Below are 18,185 nucleotides of genomic sequence, written 5' to 3'. Positions count from 1 at the left end.
AATTAATAGCTGTTTTTAGAAACCATTACATTTTAACCGTTACTTTTTTCCCATTATAAGCCACTGCCTTTTTTGCGCCATCAGCAGTTACTATGTTGAATTTCCGTTCTTTCAACATACCGGAAAACTCTCCTTTCCGATTTTCAATAGTGAGCATGCGAGTACGGTCATTCCATTTCATCGTAATGGTGCTGTACATTCCTTTTTCATAATTGTAGTTGTCATTCTCGTCTTCGTAAAGTGTGAATTCGCCGTTACAACCGGGATACACTTTTATCTCCAAGTTGTCCCATGATTTTTCGGTGCTATACTGCACTTCGGGACCTATTGGCAGGATGGAACCTGCTTTCACATAAAGTGGTAAAATGTCAATAGGGGTATCTTTCACGATATATTGTCCGCCGGAGTGTTTCTGATTGGTCCAAAAATCATACCATTCCGTATTTTTAGGCAGATATATTCGCATAGACTTAACGGTACTGAAATCTTCTACACGGATGGTGTCCGAAACTGTTTGGGTATACATGGGTTGGGTTACAGGGCATACCAATAGGGATTTGCCAAACATATACTGATTGTGGATGTTCCACACGTTGCGATCGTGGGCAAAATCCATTGCCAAGGCACGCATGAAGCTGGACTGATTGGCAGTTACCTCCCAGGCAGTTGTGTAGATGTATGGTAACAAACTGTAGCGTAACCGAATGTATTTCTCAATCGCATCGTATATTGGCTCGCCTTTTTTGCCGAATTGATAGATTTCTCTGGGAGCACCTTCCCCATGTGATCGCATCATGGGACAGAATGTACCGAACTGTATCCAACGGGCATAAAGCTCGCGATAATCCGGGTCATCCAGCATCAAGGGATATTGCCATAGGAAGAATCCGCCGATATCGCTGTTCCAATGGGGAATGCCGCATAGTGAGAAGTTTAATCCCGCAGGTATTTGCTTCTCCAAAACTTCCCATGATGCTGTGATATCTCCTGTCCATGTATTGGCACCATAACGTTGCTGGCCGGCAAAGGCTGAGCGGGTAAGGATAAATACGCGTTTATCCGAAGTTACGGCACGCTGGTGGTCGTACACTCCACCTACACTCATTAAAGGGTAGGCATTGCGTACTTTACGGAATGACCCCAAATAGGTGGGCGTGTCAAAATCTTCAGGAATGGGGTGAAAATGGTCGGGTTCGGTAGAGTCCATCCACCAGCCGTCTATACCCACAGAACGTAGGTTCTCGTTCAGGTACTTCCAATAGATGTCGCGTGCTTGCGGATGGTAGGCATCGTACACGCGGGCACCGGATGGATAGTCCATATTGGGAGGCCACTTCTCGGAACCGGATTCGGGCCATGTGCGGAAGTTGAAGAGCATGTTCCCTTTATCCAACTCGTGATAGGGTTTGGTATGTGGTCCGAAAGCTGACCAAATGGAGATGATAATGTGGGCATTCATTCCGTGTATGTCTTCCATCATTTTTTTGGGGTCGGAGAATTCTTCGTTCAAAAAATCCATTGCGTTCCACAGGTAGTTGCTTCCCCAGTATCTCCAATCCTGGATAATTCCATCGAGGGGCACACCCAGTTCGCGGTATTTTTGCACTACGCCAACAATCTCTTTTTGGCTTTTGTAGCGTTCACGGCTTTGCCAGAATCCATATGTCCATAATGGAAACATGGGCACTTGTCCTGTGAGGTAGCGCATCTGGGCAACTACTCCATCGGCATTTTCGCCGTACATGAAATAGTAGTCAATGCAGTCGCCGACTTCAGAAAGGAAGGATGTCTCTTCTTGATTGTCTTTGAAGATGGTTGGCGAATAGTTGTCCCAAAAGAGACCGTAGCCTTTGACGGACTGGAAGAAGGGAATCACATCCTCAAGATTGTCTTGGATAAGGCGTTTGGTCTGGTTACGTTGCGACATTTTGCCGTTTTGCAATTGTCCCAATCCATAAATAGCTTCGTCTTTCTCTAAGGTGAACGATTGATAAACGCTGAAGGTTTTTGTGCCGGCATCGTTGAAATCATCAAAACGTGCGCCTTTATTTTGTTCCTGCAACAGCGATTTTCCATCGGAAGAGGCAAAAGTTATTTGTCCGGTCTCTTCGTTGAGATGGACTGTAAGCTGATGGCTTTTGATAGTCAATATGCCCCCTTTCGAAGAGACGGATAGTTTTACTTTTTCCGGTTGCCCGATGACCGACAAACTTTCTTTGGTATACTTCCAGCCGTCAGGCGATTTTAAGATTCTCACTGTGACAGGAGAGAAGAAGCTAATATCTATACTTATACCTTGCACAGTGCTTTTTATGCCTTGTGAGGTGCGTTGGTAGGTTTGTGCTCTGCCTTGTTCTGCTATGAAAAATGTCAGCATCAGCAGGACAAATAGTCTTAAAAAAAATCCCTTTTTCATACAATATCAGCAGTTTAACGGTTAGTGATTTTCAGTACCAAAGAAATTGGATTGGGTGTCTTGTCTTTGGGAAGGTCAATAAGCAAGCCTTTGGAAGTTCTTCTGAACTTTGCCTTTCCACCTCCTAATAATTCTACCTTTTCGATTTCTCCTTTGCAGTAGGGACTGCCGATAGCCAGTGATTTTATCTGTATTTTTCCGTCTGAGGGCCATTTCATGATATGGGCATACAAGTATTTCCCTTTTTTCACAAACCGGATGTCGGCAGAAGTGTAGGGTGCGTTCTTGCCTTCGTTGAATCCTGCTCCGTCCAAAGGTATTGCTGTTTCTGTGGAGGGACCTTCACCATAAATACACCAGGGACGTGTGTCGAATATTCCTTCTCCGTTCACCTCCATCCAGGCGGCTATGTCTTCCAGAATTTTTTCTTCCTTGTCGTCGATGGTGCCGTTTCCTTTCATTGGTACGCTTAGTAATAGGTTGCCATTTTTACTGACGATGTCAATGAGCATGTGGATGACGGTCTCGGCTGATTTATACCAGTTGTCTTCGTAAGCAGAGCGGTTATAGTGCCAAGTACCGAGGCAACTACAGGTTTGCCACGCCTTGTCCTGGCATTCCGATGGAACCCCTTTTTCTACATCCCATACGATGGCCTCTTTATGTTTAGCTTCCAGCTTCTTTCCGAAGACTACGGCATTGAGATTGCCCTTGTGAAGCTTCATGTTTTGGTTATAGTAGTGCGACACGACTTTCAGCCCCGTATCGTTGATGGGCCAGAAGGGGAGTACGCTGTCGTCGAAATAGACCAGGTCGGGATGATACTTGTTTATCATGTCCACTGTGCGGTCGAAGAAGTTGTCGTAGTAGCTCTGTGGGGGGACAGAGGTTCCTTCGGGCCAGTCCCATGCAGCCCAAGCATGTCCGCTCAGGGCATGATTCTGTACGTATAGCTCTTGCGGGTCGTAGCCTTCCCACCATTTTCCCTTGCCGTCTTCCTTAGTCACTACGCGGGCATCGTAGGAGATTCCTGCGTATGGGCCTTTCTTGTCGGCTCCTTGTGCAGTTTCATACCATGTCCAAGCATGGGAGGAGTGGATGCTGACACCGAAGGGAAGTTTGTTTTTGCGGGCCGCTTTCTCCCATTCGCCCAGTACGTTTCGCTTGGGGCCCATGTTGACGGAGTTCCATGATTGGTATTTACTGTCCCACAAGTCCATGTTGTCGTGATGGTTGCCCATAGCAAAGAAATATCGGGCACCGGTTTTCTTGAAAAGGGCTACCAGCCTCTCCGGATTCCATTTTTCGGCTTTCCATTCGTTGATTACATCCTTGAAGCCGAATTCCGAAGGATGTCCGTAATGCTCCAAGTGCCACTTGTAGGCAGCACCGCCCTCTTCGTACATGCCACGACCGTACCAGTCGCCGGCTTCGGGTTGGCATTGCGGACCCCAGTGTGCCCATATGCCGAATTTGGCGTTGCGGAACCATTCGGGCACTTCGTATTGGGACAATGACTCCCAGGTAGGTGAGAACTTGCCCGGTTCTGCTTTCTCTTGTTGTGCCAATGCACTGCCCCCTTGCAGGATGCAGGCGGATAGGAGAATTGTTTTAAAGATGTTTCTTTTCATACCTTTATTGTTGTTTACAAAATGTTTATTCCCTTTTTGAATGCATTGATGAACGGATTATTCTGTTTTGTCCATATACTCCATGATAAACCCATACCGGTAAGAGCGATTGCCGTCAATGGTGTATGGCTTCATGGTCTGTGCGCCCCATCCGTCGTTTCCACCTACTCCGTGTATGTTGGAGTCGATATTCAGGTTGATGAAGTCGCGTTCGGGCAGTTCGTGCGCATGCTCTTTCCCTTCCAGGTCTTCTTCCCCGTAGGGCCATATACGGAAACATAGGGGTTGCAGGCCTTTGACTTGTATTTTCCATCGCTCACTGTCTCCCAGCATGAACCAGCGTGTATCGCACCGGTTGGCATTGTCTTGCGGTACGATGTAGTTCGTGATAAATTCGTGTATGCCACACTCGTAGACTCCCAGGAAAGCAGCGCTCTTGCGGTCGGGATAGTTCTCGAACTTGCCGCGTCCGTACCAGGCTATCCGGTTCAGCGCCGAGGGCATTCTCATGCGCATACCGAATTTGGGCATCAGCGGAATATCTTCCTTTTCAGGCTGATAGGTTGCTTCTACTTGTATGCGGCCTTTGCCGTCCACAGTGTAGCGGAGATGGTAACCGGCTCCTATCCGGGGGAGGGAGAGACTGGCATCCACTATCACCATACCATCGTTTACGGTTGCTTGGTATGCCTTTACGATACGTTTTTGCTCTGCATTTTTCCAAGCGCTCAAACGTTCATTGTAGCCGTTGCGGACCTGAATGTCATTTGCCGGTTTCCAAAAATAGGGTTCCAAGGCACTGTGCAACAACTCTTCTCCCTTGACTCGCCAACTCACCAAAGCACCGGTACCTTTTTCTATGGTGAACAAGGCATCGGCGGCTATAATTTCCACCGCTTCGGGTGTCTCCTTAAACGTGGCCTTCCCGCCGTCATCCTTCAATTGTGGGAATTCATAGTCATGATACGTAAGTTGTTCCTTGGCAACTTTGAAGCCCTTCTCTGCCCACGTCGTGGATTCCTTCAACGTGGCATATACATTGAGGCAAAGTTCCCCACACTTATCCGGTCTTGAAGGTACCTCCAGCAGATTCCCTTCGGACAAGTGGAGGTCGCCGTTGCGTACAGCCTTTCCGTTGCATATCCACTCATAGCTGTAATCGAATTCATCCAAATCGGAAAACGCATACCCGTTGGTCAATTTGATTTGCTGTGTTCCCTTCTTTTCAAACTTGATGTATTGATATACTTTTTGTACTTCATAGTAATGGGGGTGAGGCACCCGGTCGGGAGATACCAGCCCGTTAATGCCGGTGGGACCGTCGTTGGGATAGTCCCCGAAATCTCCTCCATACGCCCAGAATTCATCGGGCAGTAATGGGAGTGACGAGGGGCTCTCGCCGAAACTTAACGGTGCACCGTTAAGCTTTTTAGGAATGCCTTGGTCTACCCAGCACCAAATGGCAGCTCCGATAATACTTTCGTCCTTTTCAATCACATCCCAATACTCCTTGAGGTTGCCGATGGAATTTCCCATGGCGTAGGCATACTCTCTCATGAATACGGGGCGGTCGGTTATTTTCTCGCCAAGTTCCTTCAAAGCGTTGGGATGCAGATAAGCTTCGTCATAGACATCGGATACGGTGCGGTCTGTATCGTCGTATATCGGTCTGGTGGGGTCTAAGGCACGGATTGTGTCTGCCATAGCTCGCAAATTGGCACCGCTTCCACCCTCGTTGCCCAATGACCAGAATAGGATGCACGGATGGTTCTTGTCCCTTTCCACCACGGCTACTGCCCGGTCCACATGGGCCAGTGTCCATTGAGGGTTGTCTCCTAATACTTTGTTCCCCAAACCGTAGGCATGACTTTCGTGGTTCGCTTCGTCCATTACGTAGATTCCATACTTGTCACATAGCTCGTACAGCAATGGCAGATGTGGATAGTGGGACGTGCGTATCATGTTGATGTTGGCTTGTTTAATCAGCCGGATATCTCTCTCCATCGTCCGGCTGTCGACAAAGAATCCCATACGGGGATGGAAGTCGTGACGGTTCACTCCTTTCAGCTTGACGGCTTTCCCGTTGACTTTGAAGACGTCTCCCGCGATTTCTATTTTCCGTATGCCCCAATGGTATTCGAATGATTCCAAAAGTTCATTCTTCCTGCGAAGCTTGATGTGGATGTCATATAGATGCGGTTTCTCGGCAGACCATAGTTGAGGCTCCCGGAGCATTTCGGACAGCGTGACGCTCGTTTCAGAAAAGGCCTGAATAGTACCTACGGGAGTCACCATTTTTTTGTCGAGTTTATTTCCTCTGTTGTCTTTCCCCACCAGGTTTATTTCTACGGTCAGGTCTTTTACTTTGCGGTCGGTCTGATTTCTTATCCAAATTTCGGTTCCGAATGTAGCTGAACGCATGTCGTCCGACAAGTCGCTGCTGAACCTATAGTCCCGGATATTTGTCCGGGGGCGTATCCATAGCTCTACCGGTCTGAGTATTCCACTAAGCCGCCACATGTCCTGGTCTTCCAGATAACTGCCGTCCGACCACCGATACACTTCCACTGCCAGACGATTGGTTCCATTCTTCACAAATCCGGTTATGTCAAACTCGGCAGGTGACATCGAATTCTGGCTGTAGCCTACCTGCTGTCCGTTTACCCAGACATACATGGCCGATTTTACTCCTTCAAAGTGAAGGTATAGGCACTTGTCTTTCATATCGGGCGTCACCTCGAACGTGGTGACATAAGAGCCTGTCGGATTTCTGTGCCCGTAACTGTAATATTCGGCGGGAGGTTCGCTTGTTACTCTGGGTGCATCCTTCTGGAAAGGATAGTTTACGTTGGAATAGATAGGTTTGCCATAACCTTGCAATTGCCATGCTCCCGGCACTGTGATGGTATCCCATGTGTCGGTATTGAAATCATTCTTGTAGAAGTCGGCCGGGCGCTTTCCCGGGTCGGCAGACCATTGGAATCGCCACTTGCCGTTCAGGGATATGATTTCTTTGCAATCGGCTTTTTGCGAAGGCAATGTCAGTGTGGCATGATACGGCTCTTTGTTGATGCCGACTACAATAGGATTCTCCCAGTCCGGAACTTCTTGGGCGCCGGCATATAGGGCACTTAGCAATAGAAAGGCAAATATCTTTTTTCTCATTTTTTCTCATGTTTTCTGATGGTCAATAAACTTCCATGATGAGAATTCCCCAGGGGGGCAATGTTACATGGTCTCCTTCTTTTACAGTCTTGCCGGAAATCAGCTCTTTGGACGTCGGATAGTTATGAGTGATTTCTTTGCTCTCGCTGCTGTAATTGAAGAAGTAACGGATGGCTTTTCCGGCTTTGTTTATTCCCGAACGCTGTATGATGGGGAACACGTCGCTCTCTGAAGAGATGATACCGGCATGGATGGCTGCCTTTCGCACGATGGCATTCAGCAATTCCTGCGAAGGGTAGGCTCCTATGTAGGTCAGTTTGCCTTTGCCATACTTGTTTTCGGTGACAACGGGCCATTTGCCGAAGAATGGATGCTCTGCATAAGCCAACGGGGTGGCTGTCTCGGGAATCAGGAATTCATACCAGTCGCTTATCTGGTTCTTTCCCTCTAATTGAAAGGGGTTATCCTTTAATGATAAGTCACCGATAGTGGAGAATTCTTGGTAATGGAAGCCGCAGGCTTTGCGTAGCGGCCCGGGAGCCAAGGTGGCCCGAACTGCGGAGTGCTCATTGCAGTAACCGCTTTTGTGCATCATTACCACGTGTCCGCCGGACTGTACGAATTCATCAATGGCTAATAGTAATTGGTCGGTAGCCACATACAAAGGGGGAATGACAAGCATGTCATATCCGCTGAAATCGGTTGTCTTGTCACAAGGGATGATGTCCGTTTCTATGTTTTGGAAATAGAGGGCTTTATGCACCATATCAATGGGATAATTGCTCTTGTAAGTGTAGGGCATGAAGCCGAGAGCATGATAAGAATCATGACTGTAGAGGATAGCTGCTCGGTTTTTCTTTTTCAAGTTCACGATGTGGCTGCCTATTCTTTCCAACTCTTTGGCGGTGGTGGTGAATTCCTTGTATATGCGGTTGGGTTGGATGTCATGGCCCAGCACGCCGCGCCAGTATGTCTCCTGCCCATAGTGCAGGGTAGACCAGTGCCAGTATTCCACCATATTGGCTCCGGAAGCATAATGTGCGTACACATTCTGCCGCAACTGGTTGTCGTATGGAGGAAACTGGGTGCGGGCATCCCAGCCGATGCCTTGTGCGTTGGTTTCCATGACGATGTAATTGTTGTCGGCTACGGTGCGCACGAAGTCACCGGCATAAGCGATGCGCTGGCCGTCTTGTTTATCCTGTACATCGTGATAGACATTGATGGCAGGATATTGCATTTGCCTGAAACTTTCCACTTGGTCTATATTATGGAAGTCGGGCATAAAGCAGTGAGTAACAAATTGGTCTTTACGCTTGTATTCATTTACAAGGTCGCACTGCCAATTCAGGAAATCGGCCACTTCCTTCCGGTTATAGCGCTCCCATTCATTCTTGTACGAAGGGCTTGTCACTCCATCGCGCGGATAGAACTCTTCCCAGGTGTTGATGTTCATTCCCCAGTAGTTCATTCCCCATTCCTTGGCAAGCAGGTTCAGGTCATTGTTGAATTTCTGTTTGATGTAGTTCCTGAATCCGAAGAAATAGTCTCTGTTGTTTACTCCGCGCGCTTCTGTTTCGTTGTCCACTTGATACCCGATGACTGCCGGATGCTGTGCATATCTTTCCAGCATCTTGCGGATAATCCGTTCGCAATAGAATTGGTAGGTCGGGTTTGTAAAATCCATGTTCTGTCTGATTCCATAATAGGCTTTGTTCCCTTTAGCGTGTTCTGCCAGCACTTCCGGGTGTTTGTATGCCAGCCATGCAGGAATGGAATAGGTGGGAGTTCCCAAGATGACTTTGATTCCTGCTGCATGCATCTTGTCCAGAATGCGGTCCATCCATTCAAATTCAAAGGTTCCGTCTTGCGGCTCAAATACTCCCCAGGCAGATTCTCCAACGCGCACTACTGTCAGGCCGGCTCTTTTCATCAGCCGGATATCTTCATCCAGTCGCTCATAGGGCATATACTCATGATAATAGGCTGCGCCATAAAGCACGTTGTCGAATGAATACTGCGCTTTTATTTGTAGAGCGCTTAAAAACAACACTAATAGAATAAAGTAATTTTTGTTTTTCATAATCTTACCAGTCCGATACAATGTTTTTATTTCATCATAGGTTTTATGCTGATGGTTCTCCGATATTCCTGCGGCATCGCTTTGTAAGCACCGAATACACCGCGGGCTGTACAACCGACCCCGGTAGTGGCATAATCAAGATTCAGGGTCATGCCTTTCTGCTTCTGCAATTGGTAGGTATACATCGCTTTCGTCAGGTTATCCGTGCTGTACGGATAAATGTTGAAGTTAAACCATTCGTTCATCTTGAATTGAAGGCCGATGCCTTTGTCCGTAGTCAGTTGCAACCAGCGTACATCTGTCCGCAATCCGTAATCTTGTGGCATTAGATAGGGCTCGTACATAGCTTGTACGGTAGAGGCATATATCCCCGTCGGATAGCCGGTTTTCCGGTCCGGATAGTTCTCTTGCGGTCCTCGGCCGTACCATTTCACTTGGTCGAGCGCATCGCTTACGGTCAGCGTAAGTCCTATACGAGGAAACCAAAGCGGCATTTTCCCTTCAGGCTTCAATACATGGCGTATCTCTATCGTCCCTTCACTATTGATAATATACTCATAGTGGTTGATGATGCCGTTGTTCTGTACTCCTTCGATGTAGAGGTCTTTTTTCTCTTTTTCTCCTTTGCCCATCAATTCCGCATCAATGATGTGTATATGTACGCCTTCGGTGGTTTCGGACACCGAAAAAGAGAGGGGCTGATGTGTCAGGCGGTCAATCCCTGCAGAATACATTTCTGTGGCTACCGTGTATCCGTAACCTTCTTTCCAGTTGGAGGAGCGGGCACTGGAAGCATTCCAGTTGTCCAGCTCATTGGCCAGCGGGGCACGCCAAAGATTCAGCCGGAGCGGTGACTCCAGCAGTTCCATATCTTGAACAACCATCGACGTCAGTTGTCCGTCAGTACGGTTGAAAACATATTTGAAGCCCTCTCCGGAGACAATCAATTCTTTCTCCGAAAGTGAATAGGAAGGTATGCCTTGAACCTTTTCTTCCGAAGAGCATGGCAGGCTCCAAGGCAGTTCAAGTTCTTCCCATGCCACCTCATGTCCGGCTTTTGCCCACAATTCATCTTTTTTCAGGACGGCATGAAGCATCAGGCGGTATTCTTTGCCGGGAATCAGGGCAGGCTTCTTATAAGGTATGTGCACCAGTTCACGACTAAGCGGTGCTGTTGAGAGTGCCAAGTCGCCCGATTGAATAACCTTGTCATCTTCTTTCAATTCCCATCGTATGGCATATCGGGAAGCATTCGTATAGTGATTGCGATTCCATAACTCAACGACTCCCTCTGTCACATCCGACATGGAAAAAGAAAGAGGCTGTCCGGTTTTCTTCATTTGCCACATTTCGGGCTGTACGCTACGGTCGGGCCAGATGCTGCCGTACGTACGTGCACCAATGCCGTAACTGTAGAATGTACCATTTTCCGTCTCTTGCTCAAAGTTCAGCCAAAGGGCGGCTTCTTCCGGGTGAAAAGAAGAAGTCAGTGCCTTGGCGAAAATGCCGACTTCGTCCATTTGGGCATCGCAGATGTAGACCGAAGTCTCTTGGCCGTGTGTTTCTGCGTTCCGACCGATGTTGACGGGGTAGGGTAAGTTCCGGATATTGCCCGATGCTTGTGTGGAGGCCTTTTCTGCTCCGTCTATATAGATGGACATTTTCTGTCCGTCGTAGACACACGTCACTTGATGCCAGTTGTATTCCCAGTCAGTAGGCAAGGAGGCGCATACGGAATGCTTTTTATCAGTATAGATATAAAATTCCAGTTTGTCTTTACCGCGTTGTTGCAGCCCGAACTGATAATTGCCTTTTGTGATGAATGAGCCGCAACTGCTTACCAGTTTCCGGGGGTAGATTCTGCAAGTGAGTGTCAGTTCATTATTGTTCATCTCTACATTGTCTGCACGATAGACCTCTACCCATTGGTCGTGACCGTTCAAGTCCAGCACCGTGTTCTTTCCTTCCTTCACCAAGCGGGCATTTCCCATCAGATGGGCGGGAGTATGGAAGGGCGAAAGGTCGTCCACTTGCCTTATCCGTTCGGTCAGTCCCGGACTGACAAAATCCCAGATGGCCCCTCCCATCAGGCGGGGGTGCCGGTAGATGGCTTCCCAATAATCGTCCAGGGCACCGCCGGCATTGCCTGCAACCGATAAGTATTCATCCATAAACGATGGTCGGGAATCCTCTCCCATTCCTATGCCTACTTGCATTTCCAGTTCCATAGGAGTAGGGTAACGGGGTCCGATAATATCTTCTGCCGGATGGGAGAATGCATTTCCGCCATACATCCAGAAGCGGGTGGGGTCTAGTGATTTCCCTTCTTCAATGGTGTGGGTAATGTTGATACCTTCACCGCTTTCGTTTCCTGCGCTCCAGAACAAGACGCAGGGATGGTTTCTGTCCCGTAACACCATTCTGCGGCATCGCTCGCGATACATCTCTTCGTATTCCGGGAGGTTTGAAATCCATTCCGAGGCATGGGCTTCGTCGCCCACCTCGTCTATGATATAAAGCCCGTATTCATTGGCCAGTTCCAAATACTTATTCACCGGAGGATAGTGGGAGGTGCGTACGGCATTGAAATTAAACTGTTTCAGCAATTCAAAATCCTTGCGTATGGTGGCTTCGTCCATGATATGTCCCTCTTCGGGATGCTGCATGTGCGAATTTTGTGCATTGACTTTCAGTGGGATACCGTTAAGATAAAAAACACCGTCTTTGATTTCTGTCTTTTTGAATCCGATGACCGTTTCTATCTTGTCTTTCAGCAGACCGGTCGGATTGGATAATTCCAGACCGAGCGTATAAAGCTCGGGTGTCTCGGCTGTCCATTTCTGGGGTTCTTGTACTAAGGTATGCAACTGTATTGTCTTTTCCGCAGCGTCCATTTCAAATGGAGTTGCGGAAAAGTTACAGATAATCTTGCCGTTTTTATCCTTTAAGTAAGCTTTCAATCCATAATTCTCGCTTGGCTTCTTTTGGTAGTCCTTGATTTTTACCTGAATACTTAACTGCGAATCGGTATACGTATTATCAAACTCTGTGATTACTTGCCAGTCGAATATCCTGACAGCAGGTGTGGCGTACAACCATACGTCGTCAAAGATTCCGGCCAGTCGCCAATAATCTTGTCCTTCCAGGTAATAGCCGTCCGAATACTTTAGTACACAGACAGCCAGCGTGTTTTCGCCCGGCTTCAAATAAGGAGTGATGTTGTATTCGGCAGGTTCTTGTGCTCCTTCATTGTAGCCCACTTCATGACCGTTGACCCATACAAAAGAAGCGGATGCCACTTTCTCGAACCTTAAAAATATCTGGTCTTTTGCTGCCCAACTTGCAGGTACCTTGAATGTTCGCCGGTATAGTCCGGTAGGGTTATACTCTTTGGGAGCATGTGGTGGATTCACCCCGAAGGGAGCAGATACATTTCTGAACAGCTTGTCACCATAACCTTGCATTTCCCAGTTTGAGGGAACTTTGATGTCGCCCCATTGCTTATCCGGGAATTCGGGGTTAAAAAAGTGTGCAGGTATCCCTTCCGGTGTATCGCACCAGAAAAACTTCCATGTCCCATTCAGTAGCATGCTCTTTTCGGGCATATGCCAAGCGTGTCCTTCCTCTTGTCCTTTTTCAAATACAGAAGGGTTGTCTATATACCAGAGCATATCCTTAAGGAAGGATTTGTTTTGTGCATAGGATTGCAGGCACAAGGCTACTGAACACAATGGCAGAAACAGTTTTCTCAGATTCATTTTTTTGTAATTCGTGCTGTCCATCCACCGCCGGGTGCCAGTTGTACATTGAGTTTGTCTTTGGCAGTGACGATGCGTACTTCTTTTTTATAGTCGGTAGCTTCACGGTCGGCATTGATGCCGTCGGCAAAGATTTCGGCTTCGTAGTTGCCTTCGCTGAGGAAGGAGAGGTCGATGGTGCAGCTACGCGGAGTCCAGTTGGTCATGCTGCCTACAAACCAAGTGTTTCCTTTGCGGCGTGCTATCGTGATGTATTCGGCTATTTTACCATCAAGAGCAATGGTTTCGTCAAAGGTAGTGGGAACCTTGGCGATGAAGTCGGTGCATTCCTGTTCCTTCATGTATTTGCTGGGACTGTCGGCAAGCATCTGCAAGGGTGCTTCGAAGACGGTGTACATAGCCATCTGGTGTACACGTGTACCTTGACTCATGGGGTGGTCGTTGACGGAGCGGAACAGGGAACGGGTGGCATTTACCATAGCTCCCGGCGTATAGTCCATCGGACCGGCGAGTTGGCGCAGATAGGGGGCGGTAACGTCGTAGCGCGGGAAGTCATGCAAGGGTGCACCGTTCACGATGGGCTCCCACTTGCTGTTTTCCAGTCCTTTCACACCTTCAAAGTTGAGGATGTTGGGATAGGCGCGCTGGATGCCGAAGGGTTTCAGTCCGTGTAGGTCAAGCAACATGTGATGCTTGGCGGCACATGCTGCGAGTTGTTCGGTAGAAGAGATGGCGAGTTGGTCGTCGCGGTCGAAGAAGTCAATTTTGAAACCTTTGATTCCCATTTGTGCGTAGTGGCTGATAACTTGTTCCACGGCAGGGGAGATGTCGCCTCCTCCCGTAAGATTGCGCCAGCTTGCCCAGAGGATGATGCCTATGCCCTTTTGGTTGCCGTATGCCACCAGTTCTTCGAGATTGATTTCGGGACTGATGTCTTCCATTAATGATTCCTTTCCGCTCCAACCTTCGTCGATGATGATATACTCCAGCTGGTTTTCGGCGGCAAAGTCGATGTATTTCTTATAGGTGGGCGTATTCATGCCTGCCTTGAAGTCCACGCCGGTCAGGTTACAAGTATTCCACCAGTCCCATGCCACTTTTCCGGGTTTAATCCAGGATGTGTCAGCGATGCGGCATTCGGGTGCGAGGCGTTGCATCATGTCGTTGTTGGCGAGTTGTGTGTCGTGGGTAACAACAAGCACGGCACGCCAAGGATAGGTCTGTTTCCCTGTGGGACGCCCGTTGGGGCAGAAGTAGGGGGCATTGTTGGGCTTGCTGATAACGTCGGCACGTTTGGTAGGGACGAGGTTCAAGCGGTCATAGCCTCCGATGACTGTTTCCAGTGGATAGGGGGCGAATTCTGCCTTCACTCCGTGGGGCATCTGTGGGTTGGCAGTGAGGAACATGCCGGGATAGTTGGACAATCCGGCTTCCATAATGACGGCTTTCTTTCCGTTCTCCAGTTCTACCATCAGCGGAGTAATGGCAAGCGAGTCTTTGTACATGCGAGAGAGGGGGGCCTCATCGTAGTAGGACTCGAAGGAGTAGCAGTAACGCTCGCCGGCGCGATTGTCGTTAATATAGGGCACGAAAGCGTGGTAATCGCGGTCGAAGTTGAACTCGGCAATCTCGTCCTTCACGCAGAAAGGTTTGCGCAGTTCGGAAACAAAACGATAGGCGGCTCCGTCGTCGTAGGCGCGGAACTGTATGCTATAGCCGTTACGGCATTTCAGCGTGAGTTGGTTATAAGTGTCCTTCACACTCGCCTTTTTGTAGAAAGGAGTGGGGAAGGAAGTGTCGACGGAAGTGCGGGTAGCTTTGGTCACCTTCACATCTTTGCCGAAGGTGAAAGCAATGGGCTTTCCCTCAGATTCAGTGCATTGCATGGCAATGTCTGAAGGCAAAAGAACGGTGGTACCGTCGTGGGCAATCGCCCAGTTGAGGGCTTGTCCGGCTTCGATGTTGACAATTAGTTTTCCGTCCGGTGAATTCAGTTGATATTGCTGTGCTTGTGCCGTCAATGCACAAGAAAGCAATAGGCTGGCGAAACAAGTGCTGATTCTGTTCATTTTTATTTGATTATTGATTATGAATATTTGTTTAATTCCGTGGATATTTAACCGGAATAGCCATCATTTCTTCTAAGAAGAGAGGGTCGTCGAACTGGCAAGTCTGTCGGTTGTATTGTCCCCCCGGAGTGTCCCATAGCATTGGGCACATGCCGCGCGAGTAGATGGCTTCGGTTACGGAAACACAGAAGAGTCTTATCACTTCCTTTGTTCTGTTTCTGGAGTCGGCGCAATATTCGCCTATGATGACGGGGATTCCTTTGTCTACGCAATTCTTCTTCAGTAGGTCCATATTGTCGTTCAGTTCCTTGAAGTCAGCTTCCGTTCCCCAGCTTTCCCGGCCTACACCCCAATCGACAACCTCGCCTCCACCCAGTATGGCAAAGTTTGCGGGAGTATAGTAATGCACTGTAAGAGCAAGTCGGTTTGCGGGATCATTCGGCATCTTGAACAAGGGGTCGTAAGCATACTCCAAGTTGGTGTTGTAGATTTCCACCAACAGATGACGTTTGGCGTTGTTGCCGCCACTGTTTCTTACTATGTCGACAAAGAGCTGGTTGAGGTCGTTCACGTATCCCAGTGCCTTTGCCTTGTCGGCTTCACTACCGCCCCACGGAGTCCAAATCTCATCGTATCCGATTTCATTCATTGGCTCGAACAGTAAGTGGTCACCGTACTTTTCGAAGCGTTCACATATCTGTTTCCAGATGGAAGTGAATTTTTCTTTTGCTTTGCTGTCGGTGGGTACTTGTTTAATCCATTCGTTTTCGTGGTGGATATTGATGATAGCCACCATGCCACAGTCGAGGGTCCAGTTTAGGATTTTCTCTACGCGGTCCATCAGGTCAGGATGCACTTTGAAGTCGTCGGACAGCAGATTGCCCCAGCTGACCGGTATGCGCAGAGATGAGTAGCCCGCTTTGGCATATCCTTCAATGATTTCTTGTGTGATAATAGGGCTTCCCCATGCTTGTTCGTAATTGAGAATGTTGCTTGGGTCTATCCAGTCGCCCACGGCATCCAGCGTGTTGCCTAGGTTGATGCCCAGTCCCATTTCGTTAATCAGTTGGTGGGTTGTGAGATTCTCGCGTACAGTGTATTTTTCCGGTTCATCGCTTTGGATATAGGCCGCCTGCTCCACGTTGATTTCTTGTATATGCTCCTTTACGCTGACGGTGATGATGGCGTTGCGCACGTCGGGCGTAGTGTTGGGTTCTACGGTTATGTTATAGATTGCCTGTACGGGAGTGCTGCTTTCCGAGGTTACTTTGCACCATGCTTCCGAACTTTGGAAAGTGGCTGGTTCATTGGGGGTGATACCGAATTTCTTGCTACCACCCGTTTGTTCAAAATGGAAAGAAGTAGGCTCTACGATGATTTTCAGCTCCTTTTTATCGTCAGAGCAAGCTGTCATCAGAAATAGAACCAGGCTGGTTAATAAGGTTTTCTTGAAGATTTGTGTCATGGTATCGGTAAAATTTCGTTTTAATAATTTCGGTGTATTTATTTTTAGACGCTGATTCAATTGAATCAGCGTCTAAGAGTTTAAAAGAAGGTGTCACTTTGTGTAATCCTGTGCCAGAATTTAATTCAAATTATTGTATCTTGACAACTCGGAAATTATCAAAATACATTTCGATGTTGTATGGACCGTTTTCGCTGGGATTTGTCATCTGGAGTGCCAACTCGTCACCGTCACGTTTTTGGAACTCGCCCCAAGTGGTTTCGTCTACCAGTTCGGAGAGCGGAATGCTGCACTGCATCCATTGGCCTACTTCGGTTTTTCCGGTGAAGTCGCTCACCGGACGATAGTTCGTGTAGTTGTGAGCCTCATTCCCTTTGAGGTAGATGCGGAATACAGGACCTCCGCCATATTCCACTGCCACGAAGCATTCGAACTGCAAAGCCAGTTCGGAAGTCGGTGTATCGGTAGGCAGGAAGGCTGTGTCAATGCCCCATACGGCACCGTTCTGCAATTGGCCCCACCAGTAATTCCATGCTGAAAGTTCCCCTGATATGCTGTAGCATTTACCATCCGAGAAGAAAGGAGCTGCTGTACCGTCGGCAGTGACGGGTACAGCTTGCCCGCCCCAGGAGAACCAACCGATGTTGTCATAGTTCAATACTATATTCTCCAAAGGATAGAAGCCCGGAACTTCGGCAGTACCGCCCATTGTGGTAATGGCGAGTGAGCAAGTGCCTTGCGGTGCACGCGGCATGGTAAAGGTAAGCATATCGTTAGCTTCGCTTACGGTAACAGTAGAGAGATCTACCGAGCGATTGCCCATTGTGATGGAGGCGATATCCATAAAATTCTGTCCCAGTACGGTAACTGTGGTACCCGTGATAGGCATCATGGAGCTTACCTTGCTGATACTTGGTGGGAGGGCTGTGCGACGGAAGGGAGTAAATGCGGATGCGGTATAGCACTCCACTACCAGACTGCCTTCATCAATCAGGCCTGCGGGAGCATTGAATGATATTTCGTCAAAGTTCTTGTTTACCGTGTAGTCCGTTACTTCTACCGAAACAGGTGCATTGGTGATGTCGTCCACGGCAGTGGTGAAATAAACGCGCTGAATTTCGTAGAAGTTACCGCCCACGATGCGCAGAGGCGTGCCCGTCTCCACGGGGAAGGTTGTGGCTACACGGGTGATGTAGGGTGCGGGCGAGAGTACATGCATGGAGTACGTGGCAATGCCGTGCGAGGTCTCGATACGCAGTTCGCCTTTCAGTTCGGGGTTGGCACCCGTCAGTTGCAATTCGCCGGGGATAGTGAGGATGAGACTGGTGGAAGTGCCGTAGTTGCTATTGAACGAAACTTCTTGTTCGTTGATGAACACTTTCCGCACATCATTCAGATTTTCGCCGATGACTACAATCATGGTGCCCGGATTTACATCGGTGAACGTACTGTCGGCCTTCTCTGGGTCGACAAGACGGATGTGGTGGATTACGGGAACACCGCCGCCCTCGTCATCGTTGCAGGCGGTGAAAAGGTTGCATGCCAACAGGATGGTGAGCAACACAAAAGGAAAATGTATATATTTCATATTAAAGTCG

At 48.5% G+C, this 18,185-nt stretch carries 8 protein-coding genes; all 8 read right to left on the bottom strand.

What is annotated here, in order from left to right:
- Positions 1–25: 25 nt before the first annotated feature.
- The 8 genes from DWZ03_RS01010 to DWZ03_RS00975 all read right to left on the bottom strand — a co-directional run bounded on the left by DWZ03_RS01010 (position 26) and on the right by DWZ03_RS00975 (position 18,175).
- Positions 26–2,416 (bottom strand): TIM-barrel domain-containing protein, encoded by a 2,391-nt coding sequence (locus DWZ03_RS01010; protein ID WP_120128495.1) that lies wholly within the window; start codon positions 2,414–2,416, stop codon positions 26–28.
- Between the two features lie 14 nt (positions 2,417–2,430).
- Entirely contained in the window at positions 2,431–4,047 is a 1,617-nt protein-coding gene (locus tag DWZ03_RS01005; protein WP_057281390.1) for an alpha-L-fucosidase, read from the bottom strand.
- 57 nt (positions 4,048–4,104) lie between these two features.
- The gene (locus tag DWZ03_RS01000; protein ID WP_057086968.1) at positions 4,105–7,212 is read right to left on the bottom strand and encodes a glycoside hydrolase family 2 TIM barrel-domain containing protein; all 3,108 of its coding nucleotides are present in this window, start codon (positions 7,210–7,212) and stop codon (positions 4,105–4,107) included.
- A 22-nt stretch (positions 7,213–7,234) separates the two neighbouring features.
- Complete coding sequence (locus DWZ03_RS00995) at positions 7,235–9,295, bottom strand: beta-galactosidase (RefSeq protein ID WP_057281388.1); 2,061 nt, start codon at positions 9,293–9,295, stop codon at positions 7,235–7,237.
- A 26-nt stretch (positions 9,296–9,321) separates the two neighbouring features.
- Positions 9,322–13,053 (bottom strand): glycoside hydrolase family 2 TIM barrel-domain containing protein, encoded by a 3,732-nt coding sequence (locus DWZ03_RS00990; protein WP_229122346.1) that lies wholly within the window; start codon positions 13,051–13,053, stop codon positions 9,322–9,324.
- Positions 13,050–15,122 carry a glycoside hydrolase family 97 protein gene (locus DWZ03_RS00985; protein ID WP_005834638.1) on the bottom strand — a complete coding sequence of 691 codons (2,073 nt, stop codon included), beginning with the start codon at positions 15,120–15,122 and terminating at the stop codon, positions 13,050–13,052. The genes DWZ03_RS00990 and DWZ03_RS00985 overlap by 4 nt, the downstream gene beginning before the upstream one ends.
- A gap of 31 nt (positions 15,123–15,153) precedes the next feature.
- On the bottom strand, positions 15,154–16,587 hold the full coding sequence (locus DWZ03_RS00980) for a cellulase family glycosylhydrolase (protein WP_005830286.1): 1,434 nt from the start codon (positions 16,585–16,587) through the stop codon (positions 15,154–15,156).
- Between the two features lie 130 nt (positions 16,588–16,717).
- Positions 16,718–18,175, bottom strand: a complete 1,458-nt coding sequence (locus DWZ03_RS00975) for a glycan-binding surface protein (RefSeq protein WP_120128490.1) — start codon at positions 18,173–18,175, stop codon at positions 16,718–16,720.
- Positions 18,176–18,185 lie beyond the last annotated feature (10 nt).

It is taken from the genome of Bacteroides sp. AF29-11 (genome assembly GCF_003602895.1).
Classification (GTDB): domain Bacteria; phylum Bacteroidota; class Bacteroidia; order Bacteroidales; family Bacteroidaceae; genus Bacteroides; species Bacteroides uniformis.
This window is presented reverse-complemented; position numbering and strand designations above follow the sequence as displayed.